The sequence below is a fragment of the Pseudoalteromonas prydzensis genome (assembly GCF_001661495.1).
In the GTDB taxonomy this organism is placed as follows: Bacteria; Pseudomonadota; Gammaproteobacteria; order Enterobacterales; family Alteromonadaceae; genus Pseudoalteromonas; species Pseudoalteromonas prydzensis.
This window is the reverse complement of sequence record NZ_BDDT01000002.1, coordinates 667,442-690,214: the sequence shown is the minus strand read 5'-3', so window position 1 is coordinate 690,214 and position 22,773 is coordinate 667,442. Positions and strand designations below refer to the sequence as shown.

At 41.6% G+C, this 22,773-nt stretch carries 18 protein-coding genes and 5 tRNA genes; 5 read left to right on the top strand and 18 right to left on the bottom strand.

Annotation, left to right across the window (positions count from 1 at the left end):
• Positions 1–269: 269 nt before the first annotated feature.
• The 5 genes from A7968_RS07365 to A7968_RS07345 form a co-directional block, all read right to left on the bottom strand.
• Positions 270–346, bottom strand: a tRNA-Pro gene (locus tag A7968_RS07365).
• A 70-nt stretch (positions 347–416) separates the two neighbouring features.
• Positions 417–493, bottom strand: a tRNA-Pro gene (locus tag A7968_RS07360).
• Positions 494–511: 18 nt separating this feature from the next.
• Positions 512–587, bottom strand: a tRNA-His gene (locus A7968_RS07355).
• Positions 588–611: 24 nt separating this feature from the next.
• Positions 612–688, bottom strand: a tRNA-Arg gene (locus tag A7968_RS07350).
• Between the two features lie 130 nt (positions 689–818).
• Positions 819–895, bottom strand: a tRNA-Pro gene (locus tag A7968_RS07345).
• 348 nt (positions 896–1,243) lie between these two features.
• Here A7968_RS07345 and folD point away from each other — a divergent pair.
• Positions 1,244–2,098 (top strand): bifunctional methylenetetrahydrofolate dehydrogenase/methenyltetrahydrofolate cyclohydrolase FolD, encoded by an 855-nt coding sequence (folD, locus tag A7968_RS07340; RefSeq protein ID WP_064665899.1) that lies wholly within the window; start codon positions 1,244–1,246, stop codon positions 2,096–2,098.
• Between the two features lie 79 nt (positions 2,099–2,177).
• On the opposite strand, the gene A7968_RS07335 is transcribed toward folD, so the two are convergent.
• Both A7968_RS07335 and cysS read right to left on the bottom strand, forming a co-directional pair.
• Complete coding sequence (locus A7968_RS07335) at positions 2,178–3,068, bottom strand: DMT family transporter (RefSeq protein ID WP_064665898.1); 891 nt, start codon at positions 3,066–3,068, stop codon at positions 2,178–2,180.
• A 122-nt stretch (positions 3,069–3,190) separates the two neighbouring features.
• On the bottom strand, positions 3,191–4,570 hold the full coding sequence (gene cysS / locus A7968_RS07330) for a cysteine--tRNA ligase (protein WP_064665897.1): 1,380 nt from the start codon (positions 4,568–4,570) through the stop codon (positions 3,191–3,193).
• 150 nt (positions 4,571–4,720) lie between these two features.
• Between cysS and A7968_RS07325 the strand changes: the two genes are divergently transcribed.
• From A7968_RS07325 to A7968_RS07315, 3 genes are all read left to right on the top strand, one after another.
• Entirely contained in the window at positions 4,721–5,212 is a 492-nt protein-coding gene (locus A7968_RS07325) for a peptidylprolyl isomerase (protein WP_064665896.1), read from the top strand.
• A gap of 69 nt (positions 5,213–5,281) precedes the next feature.
• Positions 5,282–6,022, top strand: a complete 741-nt coding sequence (locus tag A7968_RS07320; RefSeq protein ID WP_064665895.1) for a UDP-2,3-diacylglucosamine diphosphatase — start codon at positions 5,282–5,284, stop codon at positions 6,020–6,022.
• Positions 6,023–6,069: 47 nt separating this feature from the next.
• Positions 6,070–6,855 carry a substrate-binding periplasmic protein gene (locus A7968_RS07315; RefSeq protein ID WP_064665944.1) on the top strand — a complete coding sequence of 262 codons (786 nt, stop codon included), beginning with the start codon at positions 6,070–6,072 and terminating at the stop codon, positions 6,853–6,855.
• 3 nt (positions 6,856–6,858) lie between these two features.
• Here the strand turns inward: A7968_RS07315 and miaE are convergent, their stop codons facing one another.
• Positions 6,859–7,635, bottom strand: a complete 777-nt coding sequence (gene miaE / locus A7968_RS07310; protein WP_064665894.1) for a tRNA isopentenyl-2-thiomethyl-A-37 hydroxylase MiaE — start codon at positions 7,633–7,635, stop codon at positions 6,859–6,861.
• A gap of 213 nt (positions 7,636–7,848) precedes the next feature.
• On the opposite strand from miaE, the gene A7968_RS07305 reads away from it, so the two are divergent.
• The gene (locus A7968_RS07305; RefSeq protein WP_064665893.1) at positions 7,849–8,448 is read left to right on the top strand and encodes a Yip1 family protein; all 600 of its coding nucleotides are present in this window, start codon (positions 7,849–7,851) and stop codon (positions 8,446–8,448) included.
• Positions 8,449–8,639: 191 nt separating this feature from the next.
• Here the strand turns inward: A7968_RS07305 and purF are convergent, their stop codons facing one another.
• The 10 genes from purF to fabB all read right to left on the bottom strand — a co-directional run bounded on the left by purF (position 8,640) and on the right by fabB (position 22,735).
• Entirely contained in the window at positions 8,640–10,166 is a 1,527-nt protein-coding gene (gene purF, locus A7968_RS07300; RefSeq protein WP_064665892.1) for an amidophosphoribosyltransferase, read from the bottom strand.
• Between the two features lie 18 nt (positions 10,167–10,184).
• Entirely contained in the window at positions 10,185–10,679 is a 495-nt protein-coding gene (locus A7968_RS07295) for a CvpA family protein (protein ID WP_016710222.1), read from the bottom strand.
• A gap of 61 nt (positions 10,680–10,740) precedes the next feature.
• Complete coding sequence (locus tag A7968_RS07290; RefSeq protein WP_064665891.1) at positions 10,741–11,376, bottom strand: SPOR domain-containing protein; 636 nt, start codon at positions 11,374–11,376, stop codon at positions 10,741–10,743.
• An 11-nt stretch (positions 11,377–11,387) separates the two neighbouring features.
• Positions 11,388–12,653 (bottom strand): bifunctional tetrahydrofolate synthase/dihydrofolate synthase, encoded by a 1,266-nt coding sequence (gene folC, locus A7968_RS07285; RefSeq protein WP_064665890.1) that lies wholly within the window; start codon positions 12,651–12,653, stop codon positions 11,388–11,390.
• 25 nt (positions 12,654–12,678) lie between these two features.
• On the bottom strand, positions 12,679–13,554 hold the full coding sequence (accD, locus tag A7968_RS07280) for an acetyl-CoA carboxylase, carboxyltransferase subunit beta (RefSeq protein ID WP_064665889.1): 876 nt from the start codon (positions 13,552–13,554) through the stop codon (positions 12,679–12,681).
• A 160-nt stretch (positions 13,555–13,714) separates the two neighbouring features.
• Positions 13,715–14,509, bottom strand: coding sequence for a tRNA pseudouridine(38-40) synthase TruA (gene truA, locus A7968_RS07275; RefSeq protein WP_064665888.1), 795 nt, complete (start codon positions 14,507–14,509; stop codon positions 13,715–13,717).
• A gap of 171 nt (positions 14,510–14,680) precedes the next feature.
• Positions 14,681–18,910 carry a FimV/HubP family polar landmark protein gene (locus tag A7968_RS07270; protein ID WP_064665887.1) on the bottom strand — a complete coding sequence of 1,410 codons (4,230 nt, stop codon included), beginning with the start codon at positions 18,908–18,910 and terminating at the stop codon, positions 14,681–14,683.
• A 315-nt stretch (positions 18,911–19,225) separates the two neighbouring features.
• Positions 19,226–20,242 carry an aspartate-semialdehyde dehydrogenase gene (locus tag A7968_RS07265; RefSeq protein WP_064665886.1) on the bottom strand — a complete coding sequence of 339 codons (1,017 nt, stop codon included), beginning with the start codon at positions 20,240–20,242 and terminating at the stop codon, positions 19,226–19,228.
• A 50-nt stretch (positions 20,243–20,292) separates the two neighbouring features.
• A complete protein-coding gene (locus tag A7968_RS07260) occupies positions 20,293–21,411 on the bottom strand; it encodes a 4-phosphoerythronate dehydrogenase (RefSeq protein ID WP_064665885.1) in 1,119 nt (372 codons plus the stop codon).
• A 112-nt stretch (positions 21,412–21,523) separates the two neighbouring features.
• The gene (gene fabB, locus A7968_RS07255) at positions 21,524–22,735 is read right to left on the bottom strand and encodes a beta-ketoacyl-ACP synthase I (protein WP_064665884.1); all 1,212 of its coding nucleotides are present in this window, start codon (positions 22,733–22,735) and stop codon (positions 21,524–21,526) included.
• Positions 22,736–22,773: the final 38 nt, after the last annotated feature.

Genomic DNA, 22,773 nt, shown 5'->3' with positions numbered 1-22,773 from the left:
GCTATCAGCTATCAGCTATCAGCTATCAGCTATCAGCTATCAGCTATCAGCTATCAGCTATCAGCTATCAGCTATCAGCTATCAGCTATCAGCTATCAGCTATCAGCTATCAGCTATCAGCTATCAGAAAAGAATAAATCGAGTCTTCAATTAAGAAATAGTTTTTAGGAATTTATTTTTGAGAAAGTGGTCGGCGATGCAGAGTTTTAACTTGTGACTGCGTGAGATATACCCAAACCAAATATCACTAAACTTTATAATTAAGAAAGTGGTCGGCGATGCAGGATTTGAACCTGCGACCCCTTGGACCCAAACCAAGTGCGCTACCAAACTGCGCTAATCGCCGATATTGAAGAGTAAACTTCATATTTCTATTGAATACTTAAATTTTGATTTTAAGACCACTTTTGAGAAAGTGGTCGGCGATGCAGGATTTGAACCTGCGACCCCTTGGACCCAAACCAAGTGCGCTACCAAACTGCGCTAATCGCCGATATTCTTTTTTTGTAAATGGGGTGACTGATGGGGCTCGAACCCACGACAACCGGAATCACAATCCGGGGCTCTACCAACTGAGCTACAACCACCACTATATTTACATGTTTTCAAAATGGCGCACCCAGAAGGATTCGAACCTTCGACCGACGCCTTAGAAGGGCGTTGCTCTATCCAGCTGAGCTATGGGCGCATCGAAAACTTCATAGCGAACCAATAAGCTTCTCTTTTAATTAGAAAAGTGGTTAGCGTTTCAGGTTTTAACCTGCAACTGCATGGGATATACCCAAACCAACTATCACTATTATTAATAATTAAGAAAGTGGTCGGCGATGCAGGATTTGAACCTGCGACCCCTTGGACCCAAACCAAGTGCGCTACCAAACTGCGCTAATCGCCGATGCTTACTATTGCCTGCGAGTGACCTCGTTGACAACGGGGTGCATAATAGTGATTTGACCGAGTCAGGTCAAACCTTTTTTTAAGAAAATAAATCAATCGGTCATTTTTAGTTCATAATGGCTAAATAATGTAAAAACAAGCTAAAATTTCAACTCTTTTATAGAATTAGCGGCTATATCAGAAAAGCAACTTGGCGCTTTAACGCTTTTCTGCGAAAATAGTGGGCAGTTTAAAAACGAGTAATAAAGAACACGGTCTTTATTAGCATGATTACCCCTATTTTTGTATGCATTCGTTTTTTTAAAGTATCGGTATTAAGTTAACTAACCCCAATTAAAGGTCACCCATGACGGCAAACATCATCGATGGTAAGGCAATAGCTAAACAAGTACGCAGTGCAGTAGCACAACGAGTAACTGAACGTGTTGCAAATGGTCTACGCGCGCCAGGACTTGCAGTAGTACTTGTAGGGCAAGATCCTGCAAGCCAAGTATACGTAGGTTCTAAACGTAAAGCCTGTGAAGAAGTTGGTTTTGTATCAAAATCATTTGATTTACCTATAGATACAAGTGAACAGACATTATTAGATTTAATCGATGAGCTAAACGTTGACCAACAAGTTGATGGGATTTTAGTTCAACTGCCTTTACCTGCAGGCCTTGATGCTGAGAAAATTCTTGAGCGTATTACTCCACTCAAAGACGTTGACGGTTTTCACCCATATAATATTGGTCGCCTCGCGCAGCGTATGCCAGCCCTTCGCCCTTGCACACCAAAAGGGATCATTACATTACTGGATTCAACCGGCGTAAAATACAAAGGTATGCATGCCGTTGTGGTTGGTGCATCAAATATTGTTGGTCGCCCTATGGCCCTTGAGTTATTGCTTGCAGGTTGTACTACCACGGTGTGTCATAAGTTTACCCAAGATTTAGAAACCCATGTTCGTCGTGCGGATTTACTTGTTGTTGCGGTAGGTAAGCCTGAGTTTATCCCTGGTGATTGGGTTAAAGAAGGCGCAATTGTAATAGATGTAGGTATCAACCGCTTAGATACCGGTAAATTGGTGGGTGACGTTGAATATGGTATCGCAGAACAAAAAGCACACTTTATAACCCCTGTGCCAGGTGGCGTAGGCCCAATGACTGTTGCCAGCTTAATTGAAAATACCCTTGAAGCCTGTGAAAAGTATCATAGCTAAAAGCCATTAATTTTTGCTTCTATTAATATTAAAAGGGTTGCTGATCAGCAACCCTTTGTTGTTAAGAAAAACAGCATTGTTAGGCTATTTTAGCTGAGCGCTGGCGCCGTGTTAGTTTTAACAATTGCGGTAGTACAGAGAAGAAAATCATTAATGCCATAAGCATGTACTGCCACGGTTGATATTGCTCGCCCAGTAGCACCACAGCGCACATGATCCCTGCAATTGGGTTGGCGATTGTACCGAATGTAAATTCAACCACCGTCATTCGCCCAAGCAGCCAAACATAAAGTGTATAGGCTATCGCCGTATTGGGCACTACCAACCAAAAAAGTACAAACCATTGGCTTGGTGTAAACGCTTTAGCAAGAACTTGGTAAGCTTGTGGCTCAATATAGAGCGCTTGCATTGCTGCGGCAATTAGCAACACTCCACCACCTAGAATGAGTTGCCAAGTTAGTACTGTCCACCAATGAATGTGTGTGCTGATCTTTTGTACCAAAGTACTGCCAATCACTATTGTTAATAATGCCCCTATCAACGCAGCAATACCTAACATATTGACTGCAACGTGCTGTGGGTCGAATAGCCGCCACGCCAAATAAACTAATGTTAACGCACACATGGATTGTAATAGCGCAGGCCGTTGTCCTTTAAACAACCATGCATACAATAAAGCAACAACAGGCACTGATACCATACCCACCCCAGCAATTGCAGCAGGTAAATTAATCGCCATCACAAAAATAAAACTAAAAAATAAAGCGATATTGACTAAAGCTAATAATATCAAACCTCGCCATTGGTTACGTTTTGGCCAAGTTGGCTTGATAAGTAATAATAGTAAACCAGCGGGTAATGCCCGTATTGCACCGAGTAAAACGGGCGGCCAATCTGGTGTTGCATATTTTGTTACCGCATAGGTGGTACCCCATAGAAATGCGGGGATCATAGCAAGAAGAATATTCATTTCATTCCTTTAATAAATTAAGAAATGCAAACATAAAACCTCAAGCTAAGTTGAGGTCAATATACAAAAAATAAAAAGGTCGCCAATCTGGCAACCTTTTTTAACTTTTTTAACGAATAGACTTACGCTTTACGCCAGGTTGTTTTACCGGCAGAGTCTTCAAGCACTACACCTAATGCATTAAGTGCGTCACGTGCTTCATCCGCCGCAGCCCAATCTTTACTTGCTCGCGCTTCATTACGCTTGACGATTAATGCTTCAATTTGCGCAACTTCATCATCGTTTTGACCACCTTGTAAGAAAGCCTCAGGTGCTTGTTGTGCTATCCCTAATACTTCACCAAGGCTGCGCAGTACAAATGCTAATTTACTTGCTTGCTCTGCATCAGCGTCTTTTAAGCGATTCAGCTCTTTAGCTAATTCAAACAATACAGGTAGAGCTTCAGGTGTATTAAAATCATCATTCATGGCTTTTCTAAATTTAGCCACGTGCTCATTGCCTTCAAGCTCACACGCCTTAGGCTCTACACCACGCAGTGCAGTATAAATACGCTCTAATGATGAACGCGCTTGATCTAAATTCTCTTGCGAGTAATTTAGCTGACTACGGTAATGACCAGAGATCAAAAAGTAGCGTACTGATTCCGCGTCATATTCTTTAAGCACATCGCGCACGGTAAAAAAGTTATCTAATGATTTAGACATTTTTTCTTTATTAACCTGCACCATACCTGTGTGGATCCAGGTATTTACATACTTACCGTTATTTGCACAGCATGATTGCGCAATTTCATTTTCATGATGCGGAAACTGTAGATCTGAGCCACCACCGTGAATATCAAAATGCTCACCAAGGTGCTTTGAACTCATTGCCGAACATTCGATATGCCAGCCAGGACGACCTTCGCCCCAAGGAGAAGACCACGATGGCTCACCCGCTTTGGCTTTTTTCCACAATACAAAATCAAGCGGATCATCTTTGTCCTGTGCCACTTCAACACGCGAGCCCGCTTGCAGCATAGTTAGGTCTTGTTGAGAAAGCGCACCGTATTGCTCAAATGTAGATACGTCAAACAACACATCGCCATCAGCGGCTACATAGGCATGGCCTTTAGTAACAAGGCGTTCAACCATTTCGATAATTTCATCCATGTGGCCTGTCACTGTCGGTTCAACATCAGGACGAAGCATATTGAGATTATCAAAATCTTCATGCATTGCTTTAGTCATACGTACGGTTAAATCATTGATCGCCTCGCCATTTTCATTAGCTCGTTTGATGATTTTATCGTCTACATCGGTGATATTACGTACATACTTTAGATCATAACCAATATGACGAAGGTAACGTACAATCACGTCAAAACTTACAAATGTACGTGCATGACCAATGTGGCAATAATCATAAATGGTGATACCACACACATACATGTCGATTTTACCGTCGACCATAGGTTTAAATTGCTCTTTTTGACGCGTGAGTGTGTTGTATATATTTACCATTTACTATAAGTCCTTGACTGTTTACTTGAATCGCTATGTTAACACTTGAAAAGCCCCTGCTCTAGCGCTTTATCAATTGAATAAGCACTTTGTTAATCTTAGCTAACTAAGATAAAATAGCGGCAATTAATTCAGCTAATAGGAAACCTCATGGTTGTTCTACACACAAATTTTGGTGACATCACCATTAACATGCACAAAACCGAAGCGCCAAACACAGTTAAAAACTTTTTACAGTATGCAAATGCGGGTTTTTATGACGGCACTATTTTCCACCGTGTAATTGACGGCTTCATGGTACAAGGCGGCGGTTTTGAGCCTGGTATGACGCAAAAAGAAGTGCATGATCCTATTGAAAATGAAGCAAACAATGGTCTTGCAAACAAAAAAGGCACACTGGCAATGGCACGTACGCCAGATCCACATTCAGCAACTGCACAGTTTTTCATTAACGTGAATGACAACGACTTCTTAAACTTCAGCAGTGAAACTTCACAAGGCTGGGGTTACTGCGTATTTGCCGAAGTTGTTGAAGGTATGGACGTAGTTGAGAAAATTAAAGCGGTTGCTACTGGCAGCACAGGCTTTCATCAAGATGTACCACTTGATGACGTTATCATCAAAAGCGTCACTGTAAACTAAATTATTCTTACATTGAAAAGCGGATATTTATCCGCTTTTTTATTTCTTCGTTATTGACCACGAGTTCTCATGCGCCAAACATACTTTATTGCTGATCTTCATTTAAGTGAAAACCGCCCTGATATTACTGCGGCATTTTTTCAGTTTTTGGATGCCCATATTATTGATCAAGATGTCGACGCGCTTTATATCTTAGGTGACTTCTTTGAAGTGTGGGTAGGTGATGACTACGTGACTGAGCTTTCAACTGAGGTTGCAAAACATTTAAAAGCAGTGCGAGACAATGGCACACCGATTTATTTTGTTCACGGTAATCGTGATTTCATTATGCGCGATAAATACGCCAAACAAGCAGGCATGACTTTATTACCAGAGCAGGTGGTGATTGATTTATACGGCACGCCAACCGTTATTTTACATGGCGATGAAATGTGTACTCAAGATATTGAGTATCAAAAGTTTCGCAAGAAAGCTCGCGGTTGGTGGTGGCCTCGCCTCATGCTGGCTATGCCGCTGTGGTATCGTCGTAAAGTAGCGCAAAACGCCCGAGAAAAATCAAAGATGAACCAAGCTGGCAAAGCGTTAGAGATTTTAGATGTCACCGAGCAGGCGGTGCTTGATGTTTTTGCCAAACATCAAGTAACAAATATGATCCACGGACATACCCACAGACCCGATGTTCATCATTATCAAATTAATGATCAAACACTCACTCGCACAGTGCTTGGTGATTGGTATACGCAAGGCTCATACTTAGTGGTAACAGCTCAAGCACAAAATTTAATAAACGAGCCATTCGCACAAGCTTAAAATTTTGACTACCCTCTAGGTATTAATAGCTTTTAATGTTGGCCGCTATGATTAAACGTTGTTTTTTACTATTCTGGCTCTGTTTCACACACCATACTTACAGCCAAGAAGAGTGGCTTTTTGTCACTGAGCCCTTTCCACCTTACTTTGCTGAACAACTGCCACAGCAGGGTTGGTTAGCTGATCTCACCGTTACCGCATTAGCCAGTCAAAATATTACCGCAAGCATTGAGTTTACGACCTGGGCCCGAGCTATAAAGCTAGTTGAAAAAAATAAACGCACTGCAGTTTTAGGTGCTTACTTTAGCACTGAACGAGAGCAAATATTTCTCTACTCTCGACCATTAGCGCATTCGTTTACTGGTTTATTTAAGAGGAAAAACACTCATATAAGCTACGATGGTAGCTTAGCCTCATTAGAAGATTACAGTATTAGTAAAGGCAGTGACTATATTGTTGGTGATGAGTTTAGTAAGCAACGCAATTTAACTACCACAGAAAGTAAAGATTTAGTTAGTAGTCTCAGGGTGCTTCAGCTTGGCCGTGTAGATTTGGTGGCCGGTACCAAGGAAGTCGGCGAGTACTGGCTAAAAAATCATTCTATTTTGCAATCCGATACAGCCGCTGAAATTGAGTACATAGAGCCACACTTAGCTTATCATCATCTTTACATTGTTTTTTCTAGATCTTCAGCAAACAGTGAACAACGCCTTTCGCAACTTGAGTCAGGCCTAACGGCTATTATTAATAATGGCGAAGCTGCTAGTGTTTTACTCCGTCACGGTTTTTCAGAGGCGAAAACTGAGCAATACCTAGAGTTTTTAAAGCGTTGAGCATTATTTATATTGTGCATTGCTGCAAGGTGCACCTGAGTGGAACTTAAAATCGGTGTCTGGTGTAGCAATCAATTCAGCTTCAATATCGCCAAAAAACGTCACTCGCTCACTAATATCAAAACCAGCAATTTCTTGAGCAAGCGTTAGATAGTCTTGGAAATGGCGCGCCTCTGAACGTAATAATGAGATATAAAAATCCCCCAAACGTTTATCTACATGGGGAGCAAGCTTTGCAAAACGTTCACACGAACGCGCCTCGATGTAAGCACCCACTATGAGCTTATCTACTAGTGCATCAGGCTCATAGGTTTTTACGTGGCGTAACATGCCTTTAGCGTAACGACATGGGGTAATACTTTGATACTCAATCCCATATTCGTCCATTATCTCTAATACTTGATAAAAATGGTGCAACTCTTCTTTGATCAGCATCACCATCTTATCAACCAAATCTTGCCCATAAGCGGAATCAGACTTGGGGATCACGGCTTTAGTCAGTCTATTTTTCGCCGCAAGATCGCGCCAATTCCCTTCCCGCTTATAAATAAGTGTTTCAAATGGCTTAAGCCACTCAAGCAATGCGTCACTGCTGTCTTTATCAACGGCATATTTACGAATCAAAAACATTGCCGACTGCGCGGCCTTAAGCTCACAAATCAGATGATCAATTAAAATAACCGCGAGGTTTTCCTTTTTAACGGCTTCCTCAATCCATGCTTGAGGCGTTTCGCAAATAAGAAACTTATTAATTGGTTGTAAAAGTTGGCTGTATGGCACGAGTTAGGCTGCTCATTAAAATTAAATTCATAGAGCGATTATTTTACCACGAAACCATCGAGAGAATAAAACCAAGCTAAATTTTTTAATATTATTATGCCTATGTACTTTTCAGATTACTGTTGCTTGACAAGCCCCTATTACTGAACCATAACTTAATACAAGCTGTATAAAAATAAAACAGCGTCTACTTCCTTTTATGGGGCACACACTATGATACTAAACCATTTATGGGGCATCTATGCTCACCCACTCGAAGAGTGGCAAACAATTGATAACCGTCACGAAAGCTTAACTTATAGCCTTTCACATATTTTACTTATCGCGTTATTCCCTTCAGCAATGGGCTATTATTCGTCCGTTTATTTAGGCTGGAGCATCGGGGCTGGTAATCCAGTATTTTTAACTCATGATAGTGCAATATTAATTGCTGCAGCGATGTATGCGGCTTTAATTGTCGGTGTATTTGCACTGGCTTATTTAGCGCATTGGATGGCGGTGACATTTGGTGCTGAACCTACCTTTACCCAAACGTTAGAGCTTGCTGCTTACACCTCAACGCCGGTATTTATGTCAGCACTGGCGGCATTTTGGCCAGAGTTATGGTTTGTAGTTTGCGTAGGTATGGTTGCCTTAGCTTATTCAGTTTACTTATTGTATACGGGAGTGCCAATTTTAATGCATATACCACAGGAGCGCGGCTTCATTTATGCAAGTTCGGTGGTAACCTGTGGATTGATTTTGTTGGTGATTATTTTAGCGGTCACCGCCATATTGTGGACCAATGGTATTGTAAGTCCTAGTTTTACATAATACCAATCGGCTTAAATATTTAACCATTCTAGCGAGCTAAATGGTCAGTAACTTAACACGATTGGTATAATTCCTAGTTTCATGTTAGTAGCTGTAAAATGTAGTAAAAAGTAGTGTTATTATTTTCTTTCCTTCACAAAAAAGGAGCTTAATTTAGCTCCTTTTTTTATCTTTAGAGTTTAACGAATGCGTTAATCCGAACCATTTTCTTCTTGGTTATGTAACTCTAAACCAGAAGACATTGCACTTTCACGGCTACTTTTTGCTGAGTCATTGCGTAGTTGTTCAATGCGATTTAAATAATCTTGGTCAATTCCGCCGGTAATATACTGGCCGTCAAATACTGACGTTTCAAAGCGTGTGATCTCTGGGTTTTCTTGCGATACCGCAGCAATCAAATCAGGCAATGATTGAAAGATCAAACCATCAGCACCAATGCTTGCATTAATGTCTTCAACTTCGCGACCATGAGCAATCAACTCCGCAGCTGATGGCATATCTATACCATAAACATTCGGGAAGCGAATTTCTGGTGCAGCTGAAGCAAAATAAACATTTTTAGCGCCAGACTCACGGGCCATTTCAACGATTTGAGCAGAGGTAGTACCGCGTACAATTGAGTCATCCACTAATAGTACGTTTTTACCTTTGAACTCGCGGTCAATCGCATTAAGCTTTTGACGCACTGACTTTTTACGCATTTCTTGGCCAGGCATGATAAACGTGCGACCAATGTAACGGTTTTTAACAAAGCCTTGACGATATGGTAAATCAAGTACGCGGGCAATTTCCAATGCGACATCGCATGATGTTTCAGGAATTGGAATAACCACATCAATGTCTTTATCAGCCCATTCACGTGCAATTTTTTCACCTAGTTTGGTACCCATATTAACGCGAGTCGCATACACAGACATACGGTCAATGTTTGAATCCGGACGTGCAAAATACACAAACTCGAAAATACACGGTGAGTAAGACGCTTTATCTGCACAGGCTTGTGAATAAAACTCACCTGCTTCAGTTACATAAATTGCTTCACCAGGGGCTACATCGCGAACAAACTCAAAGCCGTCGGTTTTAAGTGCCACACTTTCAGAGGCAAACATGTACTCAGTACCATGCGCAGTGTCACGCTTACCAAACACTAATGGACGAATGCCATTTGGATCACGAAACGCAACAATACCGTGACCAATAACCATCGCAATAGTTGCGTAACCACCTTGAACTTTATTGATAACTTCAGTAATGCCGTTAAAAATATCTTCAGGGTCAAGCTTTAATTTATTTGGTTTACTTAATTCATGCGCCATGATGTTAAGTAAAATTTCAGAATCTGACGTTGTGTTAACGTGGCGACGCGCTTCACAGAACAATTGCTCTTTAAGCTGCTCTGCATTAGTTAAGTTACCATTGTGTGCTAAAGCAATACCGAACGGTGAGTTAACATAAAACGGCTGTGCTTCTGACGAGCTAGATGAACCTGCTGTCGGGTAGCGTACATGACCGATACCAATAGTACCTTGTAAGCGCTTCATATGACGGGTGTGAAATACATCTTTCACTAAGCCATTCGCTTTACGTAAACTAAAGGTGTTGTTTTCAATGGTAATGATGCCCGCAGCATCTTGGCCACGGTGTTGCAAAACAGTTAAGCCATCATAAATCGCCTGGTTTACAGGAGATGTTCCGACTATTCCAACGATACCACACATGAAATTTTTCCTCGCCGATTAACGGTTGACCGAATTTAAAAAGCTTGAATTGTTTTCGAGGTATGAAAAAAACCACTCAACAACAAAGCCAAATTCTGGGATCAAAATAGAGTTACCCCACCAGTGCGTATTAGGCGCACCAGTAAAAGCATCAAGAAAGAAGAGTAACGCGCTCACGACCAACACGCCACGAAGTGCACCAAAGACAATGCCAAAGACACGGTCTGTACCAGATAGACCAGTACGATGTACCAGCTCACCTAGTAGGTAGTTTAACAATCCGCCTAACAATAGCGTCGCAAAGAATAATATGGCAATGGCCGCTGCATTTCTTAAAAGGGGTTCCGAAATACTGGTTAGGAAGGAAGCTAAATATTGGTAAAATAAACTAGAGATGATAAATGCCCCAGCCCACACGGCCAAAGACATTGCTTCTTTTATAAAGCCACGAATTAAACCGATAATAGTAGACAGTGCAATAATGCCAAGTATGGCGTAATCAACCCAGATCATATGAACCAACTAGTCGTTAATTTGGGGCGCATTCTATAAGAGGTCGGCGCTAAATACCAGATCATTTTGTTACTTCAAATTGGGTAACCTTACCATTGAGTTTAGTAAGCGCTTTTAATTCAGGGAGTTTGCTCTCAAGCTCTGCCTTATTAAGCGACGGACCCACAAAAACTTTGGTTAAAGTGCCATTGGGTGTTTTAACTGGGCGAGTAAAGGTTTTAAAGCCTTTATCGCTGAGTTTCGCCTGTAACGATTTAACATTAGCGGCGTGAGAAAAACTTCCCAGCTGAATTACATAGGCCATTTTAGATAAATTTTCTTCTGGCTTACGTGCTGGCTCTGGTTGCTTCTCAACGGCTTGTGGTTTCTCTTTGGCTGCAACTTGACTAGTTGATGCTTCAACAACTTTCTGCTCAGCAGGCGTTGATTCTACAACGACCTCTGCAGCACTTGTGAGCTGTTCATCATCTGCTGCAATATCTTCCTCAACGTCTTCTTTTGGCTGCTGTGCGTTGGCCACTTGGTCATCTATCGCATCTTGGAGGTCGATAGTTTTGAACTCAGGACGTTCAGGAATGGCTTTAAAGCCTTCTTTGTAATGTACTTTTTCGCCATCGAGAATATTAGGAATAAACACGATAGCTGCAATCACCACAATACTTGTGCCGACTAAACGATTTATAAAGCCTGAGTTCACCAGATTCCTCTCTATTTTTTCCAATAATTAATAGCGGCTGCTACGGTAAAAAAGGAGCCAAATACAATCAATACCGATTTTGCATCTAGCTGTGGCAATACTGTGTCTAGTGCCTCATCAACACTTTGATATTGCTCAATCGGCGCGGATGTTTGCACACTACTCATCGATTTAGCTAAGTTTTCTACTTTATCGCCACGAAAACAATTTAGCCCAGCTAAATACCAGGTATCGACTACTGAGTTTACTTCATTTAATACCGCAACTTTGTCTTTATCAGCCAGCATAGCGACTAACGCATGAACTTTAAAGCCTTGTTCTTGCAGGTGAGCTAACTTTTTAGCTAAATAACGTGCAGATTCAGGGTTGTGCGCCACGTCAGTATAGACCATAGGTTCACTGCTTAGTTGCTGAAAACGCCCTTCAACCACTAAATTAGTTAAACAATCGCGGATCACAGCCTCATCCGGTAATAAGTTTAACACCGCTAATGTGGTCAACGCTGTCGCCACGTTTTGACACGGAATAGCTGGTTTAGCTAATTCAAGCTGATGCCCTTGATATTGCCAACTAAACGTATCTTCATATTCTGCAAAAATAAACTGCTGGCCTGATAAATACATATCGGCATTAATCTCATGCCCGTAATCAGTCACTGTGTGCGGTATGTTTAAATCGCCGACAATGGCGGGGGTGCCAGTACGGAAAATTCCTGCTTTATCATAACCCACAAGCTCCCGCGTATCACCTAGGTATTCTTTATGATCTAAATCGATGGTGGTGATCACACTGGCAAATGGGGTAACGATGTTGGTTGCATCATAACGCCCGCCAAGCCCCACTTCTAACAACACATAATCAACACTGTGGCGTTTAAAAATCGCCAATGCACCTAAAGTGCCATATTCAAAATAAGTCAGTGGCGTGTCACCACGGCCCTGCTCGAGTAAATCAAAGGCATCAACATGAAATTGGTCATCAAGCTCTGCGCCATTTACGCGTACGCGTTCGTTGTAATGAATAAGATGAGGTGATGCATAGGTACCTACAGAATAACCTTGGGCAAGTAGCAGCGTTTCTAAACAACGAGCTGTAGTACCTTTGCCATTGGTGCCACCGACGAGGATTATTTTACTCGCTGTATCGAGTAAGCCAATCGCATTGGCGACATGGGCAACGCGCTCTAGCCCCATAGCAATGTTTGCAGGGTGAACACTTTCTAAATAACAAAGCCAATCATCAAGGCTTGATGATTGGCTAGGAATGTTTTTGGTCATAGCGTGTAATCAGTAAAGCTGAAATTTACGCTACTCTATGCTCTTGTTCCGTAGAAGGCAAGTTCATAAATTTAGCCAGTATACGTGCAAGCGTATCACGCATTTCACGACGGTCGATGATCATATCGATAGCACCGTGCTCTAGTAGGAACTCACTGCGCTGGAAGCCTTCAGGTAAGGTTTCACGCACTGTTTGTTCAATAACACGCGGACCCGCAAAGCCAATTAAGGCTTTTGGCTCGGCAACGTTAATATCGCCTAGCATTGCTAATGATGCAGATACACCGCCCATGGTTGGGTCAGTCATTACTGAAATAAACGGTAAACCTTTTTCGCTCATTTTCGCAAGTGCAGCACTGGTTTTAGCCATTTGCATCAGTGACATAAGCGCTTCTTGCATACGTGCACCACCAGATGCTGAAAAACAAATCAGCGGCATATTATGCTCTAAACACTGATCAACCGCATCAACAAAGCGCGCGCCAACAACCGATGCCATTGACCCCCCCATAAATGAGAATTCAAAGGCAACAGCAGCAACAGGGATACCTTTTAAGCGCCCTTTCATCGCGACTAATGCGTCTTTTTCACCACTTGATTTTTGTGCAGCGGCAATACGGTCTGAGTATTTTTTTGAGTCTTTAAACTTTAAAATATCTTTTGGTTCGTGTTGTACACCAAGCTCTTGGCGATCATTATCATCCAAAAAATGTTCAAGACGTTTACGGCCACTCACACGCATGTGGTGATTGCATTTAGGGCATACGTTAAGTGATTTTTCTAATTCCGCTTTATATAAAATCGAATCACAATCTGTACATTTCGCCCAAACACCTTCAGGTATCTCTTTACGAGCCGAAGACTTTGTTGTTTTAGGTAGGATTTTTTCTAACCAACTCATTTGCAACTCTCTTAATACTATTCTGTGCTTTGCTGCGTTCCTGCCAAAAAATAATTAGCAGACAAATTTTTTCAATTAAAACATGAATTACACACTCACGGTATAAAAAACTGGTCTTAGTAGTGAAATGCCTGTGTAAATACGTTTAAATTATCGCCAATTAAACCCCAGTATCAGCTAAAAATAAAGGGCCTAGTGGTGTTGATGGAATTTCAAACTGCTCTGGATAATCTACATCCACTAAGTATAAACCTGCCGCCTTCGCTGTAGCGCTGGCTTTAGCGCGCTCTTTTAAATCAAGTAATTCTTTAAGCCACACTGGTTGCTGCTTATGTAAACCGATATCCATTAAGCAACCGGTGATATTACGTACCATATGGTGTAAAAATGCATTTGCTTTTATATCGATGACCACATAGTTGCCTTGGCGCTCAACCGATAAATGATGAATGGTACGTGTCGCTGTATTCGCTTGGCAATGTAATGCGCGAAACGACGTAAAGTCATGTTCTCCAATTAAATACTGACATGCTTGTTGCATTTTAGTTTCATCAAGGGGGTGATGAAAATGTGTCACTCCCTCACTCAATATCGCCCCTCGAAAGGAGTTATTATAAATAACGTAGCGATAACGCCTTGCTGTAGCACTAAAGCGAGCATGAAAATTTTCATCCACCGGTTTTGCGTAGCGAATAGCAATATCTTTCGGTAGCAAAGTGTTCATACCCATAGTAAATGCCACCATATCGCGCTCAGCGTGCGTATCAAAATGCACAACTTGGCCAGTACCATGGACACCCGCATCTGTACGCCCCGCACAAACAATTTCAACCGGGTGATTACAAATACGCGAAAGCGCGGTTTCTACTTCTTGTTGTACACTATTAACGTGTGATTGACGCTGCCAACCACTGTATCGGGCGCCGTTGTATTCAACTCCAAGTGCTACTCGCATAATGACTGCTTTACCTACTGTGCTAAAGGACGGGCATTTTATGCTATATGCCAATCTAATAAAAGTAACTCACTACAAATAAGCACCTCGAGACTTATTTATACTGGTAAGACTAAATAAAAAAGGGATATAAACTTACGTTTATATCCCTTTCTTAAAATTAAAATAGTATTAAACTATTTTAGCTTTTAAACCCAGCGCTTCTTCTTGCACCTCTTCAGGACCATCGGCAATAACCTCTTCAATAGCATCTAGCGCTGAGTCCATATCACCTATTTCAATGTAAGCACGGGCTAAGTCGAGTTTAGCTGAAAAACCACCACTTTCTAAATCAACATCTGTTGGGTTATCGCCCGCTAATAAAGCGTCAAACTCACTCAAACCCACATCCATATTTACATCATCGTAAGGTTCATGATCTAAACTTGCATCGTCACTTTGTTCAAGCAATGAATCAATATCTACAAAATCATCTTTGAGCTCGTCACTGTTGTTAGGTGCAGTTATTTCTTCATCTACTTGCTCCGCCAAGCCCATATCATCAGTTGCAGAGAATGCTTCAAGTTCCGCAAGATCTTCACTAAGCAGTGCATTAAAATCAACGTCGAAATCACTGCTCTCATCAATATCTAACGGCTCTGGTTCAGCCAACTCACTTAATAACGCATCAAAATCTGTTTGCGTAAGATCAGCCATAAAGTCATCATCAAGCTGGTCGTCTGATAGATCATTTTGTTGTGCATCTAAGTTACTATCAAGCGCTGGCGGTTGCTCAAACGGCTCGTCAAGTTCGACGGCTAAATCATCTTCATCATCTGTTACTTGCTCAGCACTGTGCTTTTCATTATCTAACAGTGTCTCATCTGCAGCGTCCGTCTCAGCTTCTTTAACATCGTCATTAGTCGTGAGAGTATCGTTAAGCTGCGGCTCTTCACTTAATGGTTCATCTTCAGCAAGTAACTCATCTTCGATTAATAACTCATCGTCAAAATCTTGTTCTAAACTATCTAAGTCTTGCCCTGCCGCCATTGCATCAGCCAAATCTTGCTCTGCTTGACTAAGTTGCAGCTCAGGCGAGTCGGCATTAGCTTCATCATCGCGTGCCTCATTACCCTCAGCTTCTTCATCATCAAGTTCAAGTTCTGGATAGTCATCAAGCTCTACACTCGGCGTCACAGCATCTGCGCTCAGCGGCTCATCTTCTAATGCTAGATCAAATTCATCATCAAGTTCTTCATCTGCAAGGGGGTCATCCCCCAAGTCAATTTCAACTTCCTCAATTTCATCGTCAAGTTCATCAACATCAGACCATTGTGGTGGTTCAACGTAATCATCTTCTTGCTGTAATTCATTAAGTAAATCATCAACACTTTTGAGTGAAGGATCGTCATACTCATCTAATAGATCGTCTTCGTCGAGCAAATCGTCACTTGATTCTTCACTTGTTTGTGAGAATAAATCATCATCTGTACTTGTAGGTTCTGATCCAGCGTCTGATTCATCAACTAGACTTGAAGCTATCGATTCAGCTTCTTCAATATCAAGTTCATCTTCTACATTCGATAATTCTTCCATCGAGTCAGAAAGTGCTTCATCAAGCTGCGTGTTATGCGCTTCATCCGTTAAACTTTCAATATCACCTAACTCATCCTCTGTTTCGGTAGGATCTATGCCGAGTTCAGGCTCAGATTTAGCATCTGTCGGCTGATCTAATAAACTATCAATATCACCAAAATCAAATTCATCATCTTCTACAACTGACTCTGGCTTAACGTCTTCAGCAGCAGTCTCATCAAGCAGACTGTCGATATCATCTAAATCAAATTCATCGTCTTCTTCAACTGGCTCTGGCTTAACGTCTTCAGCAGCAGTTTCATCAAGCAGACTGTCGATATCATCTACATCCAGTTCATCATCTTCTACAACTGGCTCTGGCTTAACGTCTTCAGCAGCAGTTTCATCAAGCAGACTGTCGATATCATCTATATCAAGTTCATCATCTTCTACAGCTGGCTCTGGCTTAACGTCTTCAGCAGCAGTCTCATCAATCAGACTATCGATATCGTCTAAATCAAATTCATCGTCTTCTTCAACTGGCTCTGGCTTAACGTCTTCAGCAGCAGTTTCATCAAGTAGACTGTCGATATCATCTATATCCAGTTCGTCATCTTCTTCAGCTGGCTCAGGCTTAACGTCTTCAGCAGCAGTTTCATCAAGTAGACTGTCGATATCATCTATATCAAGTTCATCATCTTCTACAGCTGGCTCTGGCTTAACGTCTTCAGCAGCAGTCTCATCAAGCAGACTGTCGATATCATCTAAATCAAATTCATCGTCTTCTTCAACTGGCTCTGGCTTAACGTCTTCAGCAGCAGTTTCATCAAGCAGACTGTCGATATCATCTACATCCAGTTCATCATCTTCTACAACTGGCTCTGGCTTAACGTCTTCAGCAGCAGTTTCATCAAGCAGACTGTCGATATCATCTATATCAAGTTCATCACCTTCTACAGCTGGCTCTGGCTTAACGTCTTCAGCAGCAGTCTCATCAATCAGACTGTCGATATCGTCTAAATCAAATTCATCGTCTTCTTCAACTGGCTCTGGCTTAACGTCTTCAGCAGCAGTTTCATCAAGTAGACTGTCGATATCATCTATATCAAGTTCATCATCTTCTACAGCTGGCTCTGGCTTAACGTCTTCAGCAGCAGTTTCATCAAGTAGACTGTCGATATCATCTATATCAAGTTCATCATCTTCTACAGCTGGCTCTGGCTTAACGTCTTCAGCAGCAGTCTCATCAATCAGACTATCGATATCATCTAAATCAAATTCATCGTCTTCTTCAACTAATTCAGGCTCAGCTTTGCTAGTGTCACTCGCTGCTTCATCAATCAGACCATCAATGTCGTCTAAATCAAATTCATCGTCTTCTGAGGCAAGTTCAGGCTCTGCGGGTTTATTACTGCTTTGCTCATCAATCAATGCATCAATATCAAAATCATCATCGGCCAATTCTTCACTCAATGCTGCTAAATCATCATCTGAATCAAGCGAGTCATCGGCTTCAGCCGTTGCAGGCTGTTCAACGTCATTGGCAAATAAGTCGTCTAGATCAGCAGCACTTAAGATATCACCGTCGTCAGCATCAGCTTTCATATCTAAGTCGATATCATCGCCTAAACTATCATCATCTGCTTTGTCAAAATCTTGCTGCATGAAAATATCGAGCTCATCATCTTGCTCTTTATGTTCATCATCGAAGACGATGTCATCACTCAGTAGACCATTTAGTTCATCTTGATTTAATAAACTGTCGCCATCTTCAAATTCATCATCGATATTATCATCAAAAATAATGTCATCGTCGTCCGGTAAAATATCCTTGTCATCATCGTCCAACTGCACACTTAAGTCATCAATATCACCAGGAACTGGATCTGGAATAATTGGATCAAGTGAAGGGCCTAAGTCGATATCTTCATCGGCGGTATAACTTGGGCTTTGTGGTAAAAACTCATCATCATCAACATCTTCATCTTGTTTGTTATTACGCTTACGCAAAAACATCACGATTGCAAAGATGACTAACAATGCCGGTATGGTCATTAACAGAATGAGAACTAGCGGATTAGCTAATAGTCCAGCAAAATCAAATTCGCTAGTCTCTTCGAGCTTTTTTGCATTTTGTTGCTCTATAATTTCGTTTTGTTTGGTTATTAATTCTTTCAGTTGTCGTTGAATTTCGCTGTCTTGACCAAGCTGTTCACGAATGTTTTCAAGTTCTTTAGAAACACCTGTAAGCTGTTGCTTTAATTTGTTATTTTCAACTAATATTTCTTCAACATTATTCACAGATGATTTGAACTGTTTTTGTAGCTCAACCAGTTGCGTGCCTTGCTGCGTTTTTATGCTGTTGATTTCTTGTTTTAATTCTTGCTTTGCCTCATCAACATCCACTTTACGCGCTTGGGTGACTTTCTTTTGTGATGCGTTGATCTCACTTTTCGTTAACGTGCCGTTTTTCTTTTTTTCCCACAATTCATCATCTTGCTCAGAGCGCTGCTTAGCAAGTTCAGGGCTTACACCTTGAATTTCAGTTAAGGTTGGGATTTTTAGATACGCGCCATCGCGCATATGATTAAGGTTTTGATCTAAAAAAGATTGAGGATTTTTTTCATACAAAGCCTGCATAACTTGATAAATACTGACCGAGTTATCTGGTCGTATTTTTGCTGCAATACGCCATAATGTATCAGTTGGCTTTATTGGCCCAATTGAACGCCCTTGAACGCCATAATCGACACCCTTAGGCCCTTTTAATTGAGCTCCGTCTTGGGAGTATATCGGTGTTACCACCAATGCAGACGCTAATAAGAAGAGTGAAGCTAAACCGCGCATGCTGATCCTTTAATGTTTAAATGTTAACGCAGCACCTTGTAATTAGGCGCTTAAACATTGATTATTTCTTACAGAAATAACTTACATAAATAGTTAATTGAGTTTTTCTTGCAAGCTCTATTCCAGTTGCTGACTATAAACCAGTTGCGTCCTAATATCCATCGCAACACTTTGATACGTAATAGCTTAAACTTTATCAGCTGAAAGAGTTTGTTTTCGTTAAGATTAAGTTTATACGCTTTTAGCGGCTATGCGGCAATTATTTGGCAGCTAAAAAAGAAAAAAGCGGCAAAAAGCCGCTTTTTTACTTATAAATTAAAGGTAGTTAGCTATTAGCTCTTCAGCTATTTGCACACTATTGGTTGCAGCACCTTTGCGGGTGTTGTCGCTCACAACCCACATATTTAAGCCATGGGGATGAGAAATATCTTGGCGTAAACGACCCACATACACAGTATCGTTACCACTGGCATCAGAAACCGGTGTTGGGTAATCGCCTTCATCATCAATTAATTCAAGGCCAGGTGCATCGTTAAGTAATTGCTTAACGTGTTCAAAGTCATACGGCATTCTGGTTTCGATATTAATCGCTTCAGAGTGACCAAAAAAGACCGGCACACGAACACATGTAGGATTAACAGCGATTGTTGTGTCACCTAAAATTTTATGAGTTTCGTTAACCATTTTCATTTCTTCGCGAGTGTAGCCATTATCTTCAAAAGCATCTATTTGCGGAATAACATTAAACGCCATTTGCTTTGGAAATAGTTCGCTATCGATTGGACGAGCATTCATTAAATTAGCCGTTTGTTTAGCTAGCTCATCAACGGCTTGCTTACCCGCACCAGAGACTGCTTGATACGTTGACACATTGATACGATCAATCCCATACGCATCATAAATTGGTTTTAACGCCACCATCATTTGAATGGTTGAGCAATTTGGATTGGCAATAATATTGCGGTTTCTAAAATCAGCAAGGCTTGCAGCGTTAACCTCAGGCACCACTAATGGCACTTCAAAATCGTTTCGAAAATGTGAGGTGTTATCAATTACGATACAACCCGCATCAGCTGCAATAGGCGCGTATTGCTCTGATACACTGCCACCGGCTGAAAACAAGCCAATATGGGCTTGGCTAAAATCAAATCCTGCAACGTCTTGTACTTCGATGGTTTCACCACGAAATTTAATATCTTCACCCGCACTTCGGCTACTTGCCAATAAAAATAATTGATCAACTGGAAATTTACGATCTTCTAACGTTTCAATAATTTGGCGGCCAACAAGGCCTGTTGCGCCAAGTACGACAACATTATATTTTTGTGACATGTGTATTCCTCGTTTAACAACCGCCCTTATGGCCGCTGTTTAAAATTAGATTATTCGGTTACGAAACCAAGCCCTGATAGCAGTGCTTTATTATGTTTCGCGCCAGTGATGTTTACAGTGCTAAATTCACGACGGATCGGGTAGTTTTTGCGTAAACTATCAAAGCCGTCTGTTGCTAAATTACGGCGTAAAATACCATCATCACGACGCACATCATAAACAAGATGGAGCAATTGCCCCAGGTCAGCAACACTGAAGGTTTCTTGTAAAGTGACGTGGGTAATGGCAGGTACTGGTAAAAAATCAGCTAACGTTTTATCTGCTTGTACGTCTTTAAGCTCACACAGTTTTTGATAGAGCATTTGCGTGCCACGAGCTTTACCCTCAAGGGTATGCCCAGCAATATGCACACTTGCAAAACGCACATAATCGAGTAGTTCAGTCAGGATGTTCGGCTCGTTTTCCCATACATCTAGCACTAAATCTAATTGAGCGCCGTTCTGCATCATTTCTAACAACCCCTGATTATCAATGACATCGCCACGACTGGCATTGATCACGATAGTGCCTGGCTTAAGTGCAGCTAGACGAGCTTTATCCATTAAATGTAACGTTTTGTGCTTGCCAGTAGTGACCAGTGGCACATGAAAAGTAACTATATCTGCTTTAGCGAGTAACTCATCTATATCAATATGCTCTGCTAGTTGCCCAGCTTCATGCTTGGGTGGGTCACACAGCAGCACGGTTACGTCAAGTGCAGCGAGTTTTTCTCGTAAACAACTGCCTATACTACCAACACCGACAATCCCGATGGTTTTACCCTGCACACTAGTGGCATTTTCTTGGCTCAGTGCAAACAAGCTACTGATCACGTACTCAGCAACCGCAACAGCATTACAACCTGGAGCACTGGAGAAAGTGATACCGCGTTGATTAAGTAAATCCGTGTCAATGTGGTCGATGCCAATGGTCGCCGTACCGACGAACTGTAATTTATTTGCGTGGCTTAACAGTGCCTCGCTCACTTGCGTGACTGAACGCGTTAATAATACATCAACATCTATTAGCTGTTCACTTTGCAATGTACGACCGTCAAAACGCGTTACTTCACCAAAATCAGCAAAGTATTGCTCAACGAGTGGCATGTTTTGATCCGCAAGAATTTTCATTAACAAGTCCAGTAGGCACGAAGAGCCGCTATTGTAACGAACATAGGCCAGTTTTGAAAACGAAAAAGCCGAGCAAGTTGCTCGGCTTCTAAACTAATTAGCTTGAACCAAATTAGCCTTTATATTTACTCATTACTAATGTGGCGTTAGTGCCACCAAAACCAAAGCTGTTAGACATAACAGTATTTAGTTCAACGTCTTTACGCTCAGTGATGATGTTTAAGCCTGCAGCTTGCTCATCTAACTCATCAATATTAATTGAAGGCGCAACAAAGTTGTGCTCTAACATAAGTAACGAGAAAATAGCTTCATGAACACCAGCCGCACCAAGTGCATGGCCTGTCATTGCTTTTGTTGCGCTGATCATTGGTGACTTACCACCAAATACTTCTTGAATCGCGCCAAGCTCTTTAACATCGCCAACCGGTGTAGATGTGCCATGAGTATTTAAGTAATCAATGCTGTCAACGCCTTGCATTGCTTGACGCATACAACGTGCAGCACCTTCGCCAGAAGGAGCAACCATGTCATAACCATCAGAAGTCGCGCCGTAGCCAACTATTTCAGCATAAATGTGCGCACCACGTGCAAGGGCATGCTCAAGTTCTTCAACCACTACAATACCGCCACCGCCTGAGATAACAAAACCATCGCGGTTAGCATCGTAAGTACGAGATGCTTTTTCTGGCGTTTCATTGTACTTAGTAGAAAGTGCACCCATGGCGTCAAATTCCATTGCTAAAGTCCAATGTAGCTCTTCACCACCACCGGCAAAAACAACGTCTTGTTTACCTAATTGGATTTGTTCTACTGCGTTGCCAATACAGTGTGCAGAGGTTGCACAGGCTGAACTGATTGAATAGTTAACGCCTTTAATTTTAAACGGTGTTGCTAAACACGCAGACGTTGTGCTGGCCATAGTACGTGGCACCATATAAGGACCAACACGTTTTACGCCTTTTTCACGTAAAATGTCAGCGGCTTCTACTTGCCATTTAGATGAACCACCACCGGAACCCACAATGATCCCCGTACGCTCATTTGATACTTGCTCATCAGACAACCCTGAATCTGCGATAGCTTCAGCCATAGAGATATATGAATAAGCTGCGGCATCGCCCATAAAGCGCATTGCTTTACGATCAACAAACTCTTTAACGTCAATATCAATTTTGCCCGATACGTTACTACGTAACTTATATTCAGCAAATTCTGGGTTAAAAGCGATACCACTCTTACCAGTTTTTAACGATTCTAATACTTCTTCTTTGTTGTTACCGATGCTTGATACAACACCGATGCCCGTAATAACGGCTCTTCTCATGGGTAATTACCTTAGCTTGATACTAAATTGTATTCTAT

Excerpts from the sequence above, each read along its gene's own strand:
- accD (WP_064665889.1), bottom strand. The coding sequence starts at position 13,554 with ATGAGTTGGTTAGAAAAAATCCTACCTAAAACAACAAAGTCTTCGGCT.
- A7968_RS07295 (WP_016710222.1), bottom strand. The coding sequence starts at position 10,679 with ATGATCTGGGTTGATTACGCCATACTTGGCATTATTGCACTGTCTACT.
- A7968_RS07315 (WP_064665944.1), top strand. The coding sequence starts at position 6,070 with ATGATTAAACGTTGTTTTTTACTATTCTGGCTCTGTTTCACACACCAT.
- truA (WP_064665888.1), bottom strand. The coding sequence starts at position 14,509 with ATGCGAGTAGCACTTGGAGTTGAATACAACGGCGCCCGATACAGTGGT.
- fabB (WP_064665884.1), bottom strand. The coding sequence starts at position 22,735 with ATGAGAAGAGCCGTTATTACGGGCATCGGTGTTGTATCAAGCATCGGT.
- A7968_RS07270 (WP_064665887.1), bottom strand. The coding sequence starts at position 18,910 with ATGCGCGGTTTAGCTTCACTCTTCTTATTAGCGTCTGCATTGGTGGTA.
- purF (WP_064665892.1), bottom strand. The coding sequence starts at position 10,166 with ATGTGTGGTATCGTTGGAATAGTCGGAACATCTCCTGTAAACCAGGCG.
- A7968_RS07325 (WP_064665896.1), top strand. The coding sequence starts at position 4,721 with ATGGTTGTTCTACACACAAATTTTGGTGACATCACCATTAACATGCAC.
- folD (WP_064665899.1), top strand. The coding sequence starts at position 1,244 with ATGACGGCAAACATCATCGATGGTAAGGCAATAGCTAAACAAGTACGC.
- folC (WP_064665890.1), bottom strand. The coding sequence starts at position 12,653 with ATGACCAAAAACATTCCTAGCCAATCATCAAGCCTTGATGATTGGCTT.
- A7968_RS07260 (WP_064665885.1), bottom strand. The coding sequence starts at position 21,411 with ATGAAAATTCTTGCGGATCAAAACATGCCACTCGTTGAGCAATACTTT.
- A7968_RS07305 (WP_064665893.1), top strand. The coding sequence starts at position 7,849 with ATGATACTAAACCATTTATGGGGCATCTATGCTCACCCACTCGAAGAG.
- cysS (WP_064665897.1), bottom strand. The coding sequence starts at position 4,570 with ATGGTAAATATATACAACACACTCACGCGTCAAAAAGAGCAATTTAAA.
- A7968_RS07335 (WP_064665898.1), bottom strand. The coding sequence starts at position 3,068 with ATGAATATTCTTCTTGCTATGATCCCCGCATTTCTATGGGGTACCACC.
- A7968_RS07265 (WP_064665886.1), bottom strand. The coding sequence starts at position 20,242 with ATGTCACAAAAATATAATGTTGTCGTACTTGGCGCAACAGGCCTTGTT.
- A7968_RS07320 (WP_064665895.1), top strand. The coding sequence starts at position 5,282 with ATGCGCCAAACATACTTTATTGCTGATCTTCATTTAAGTGAAAACCGC.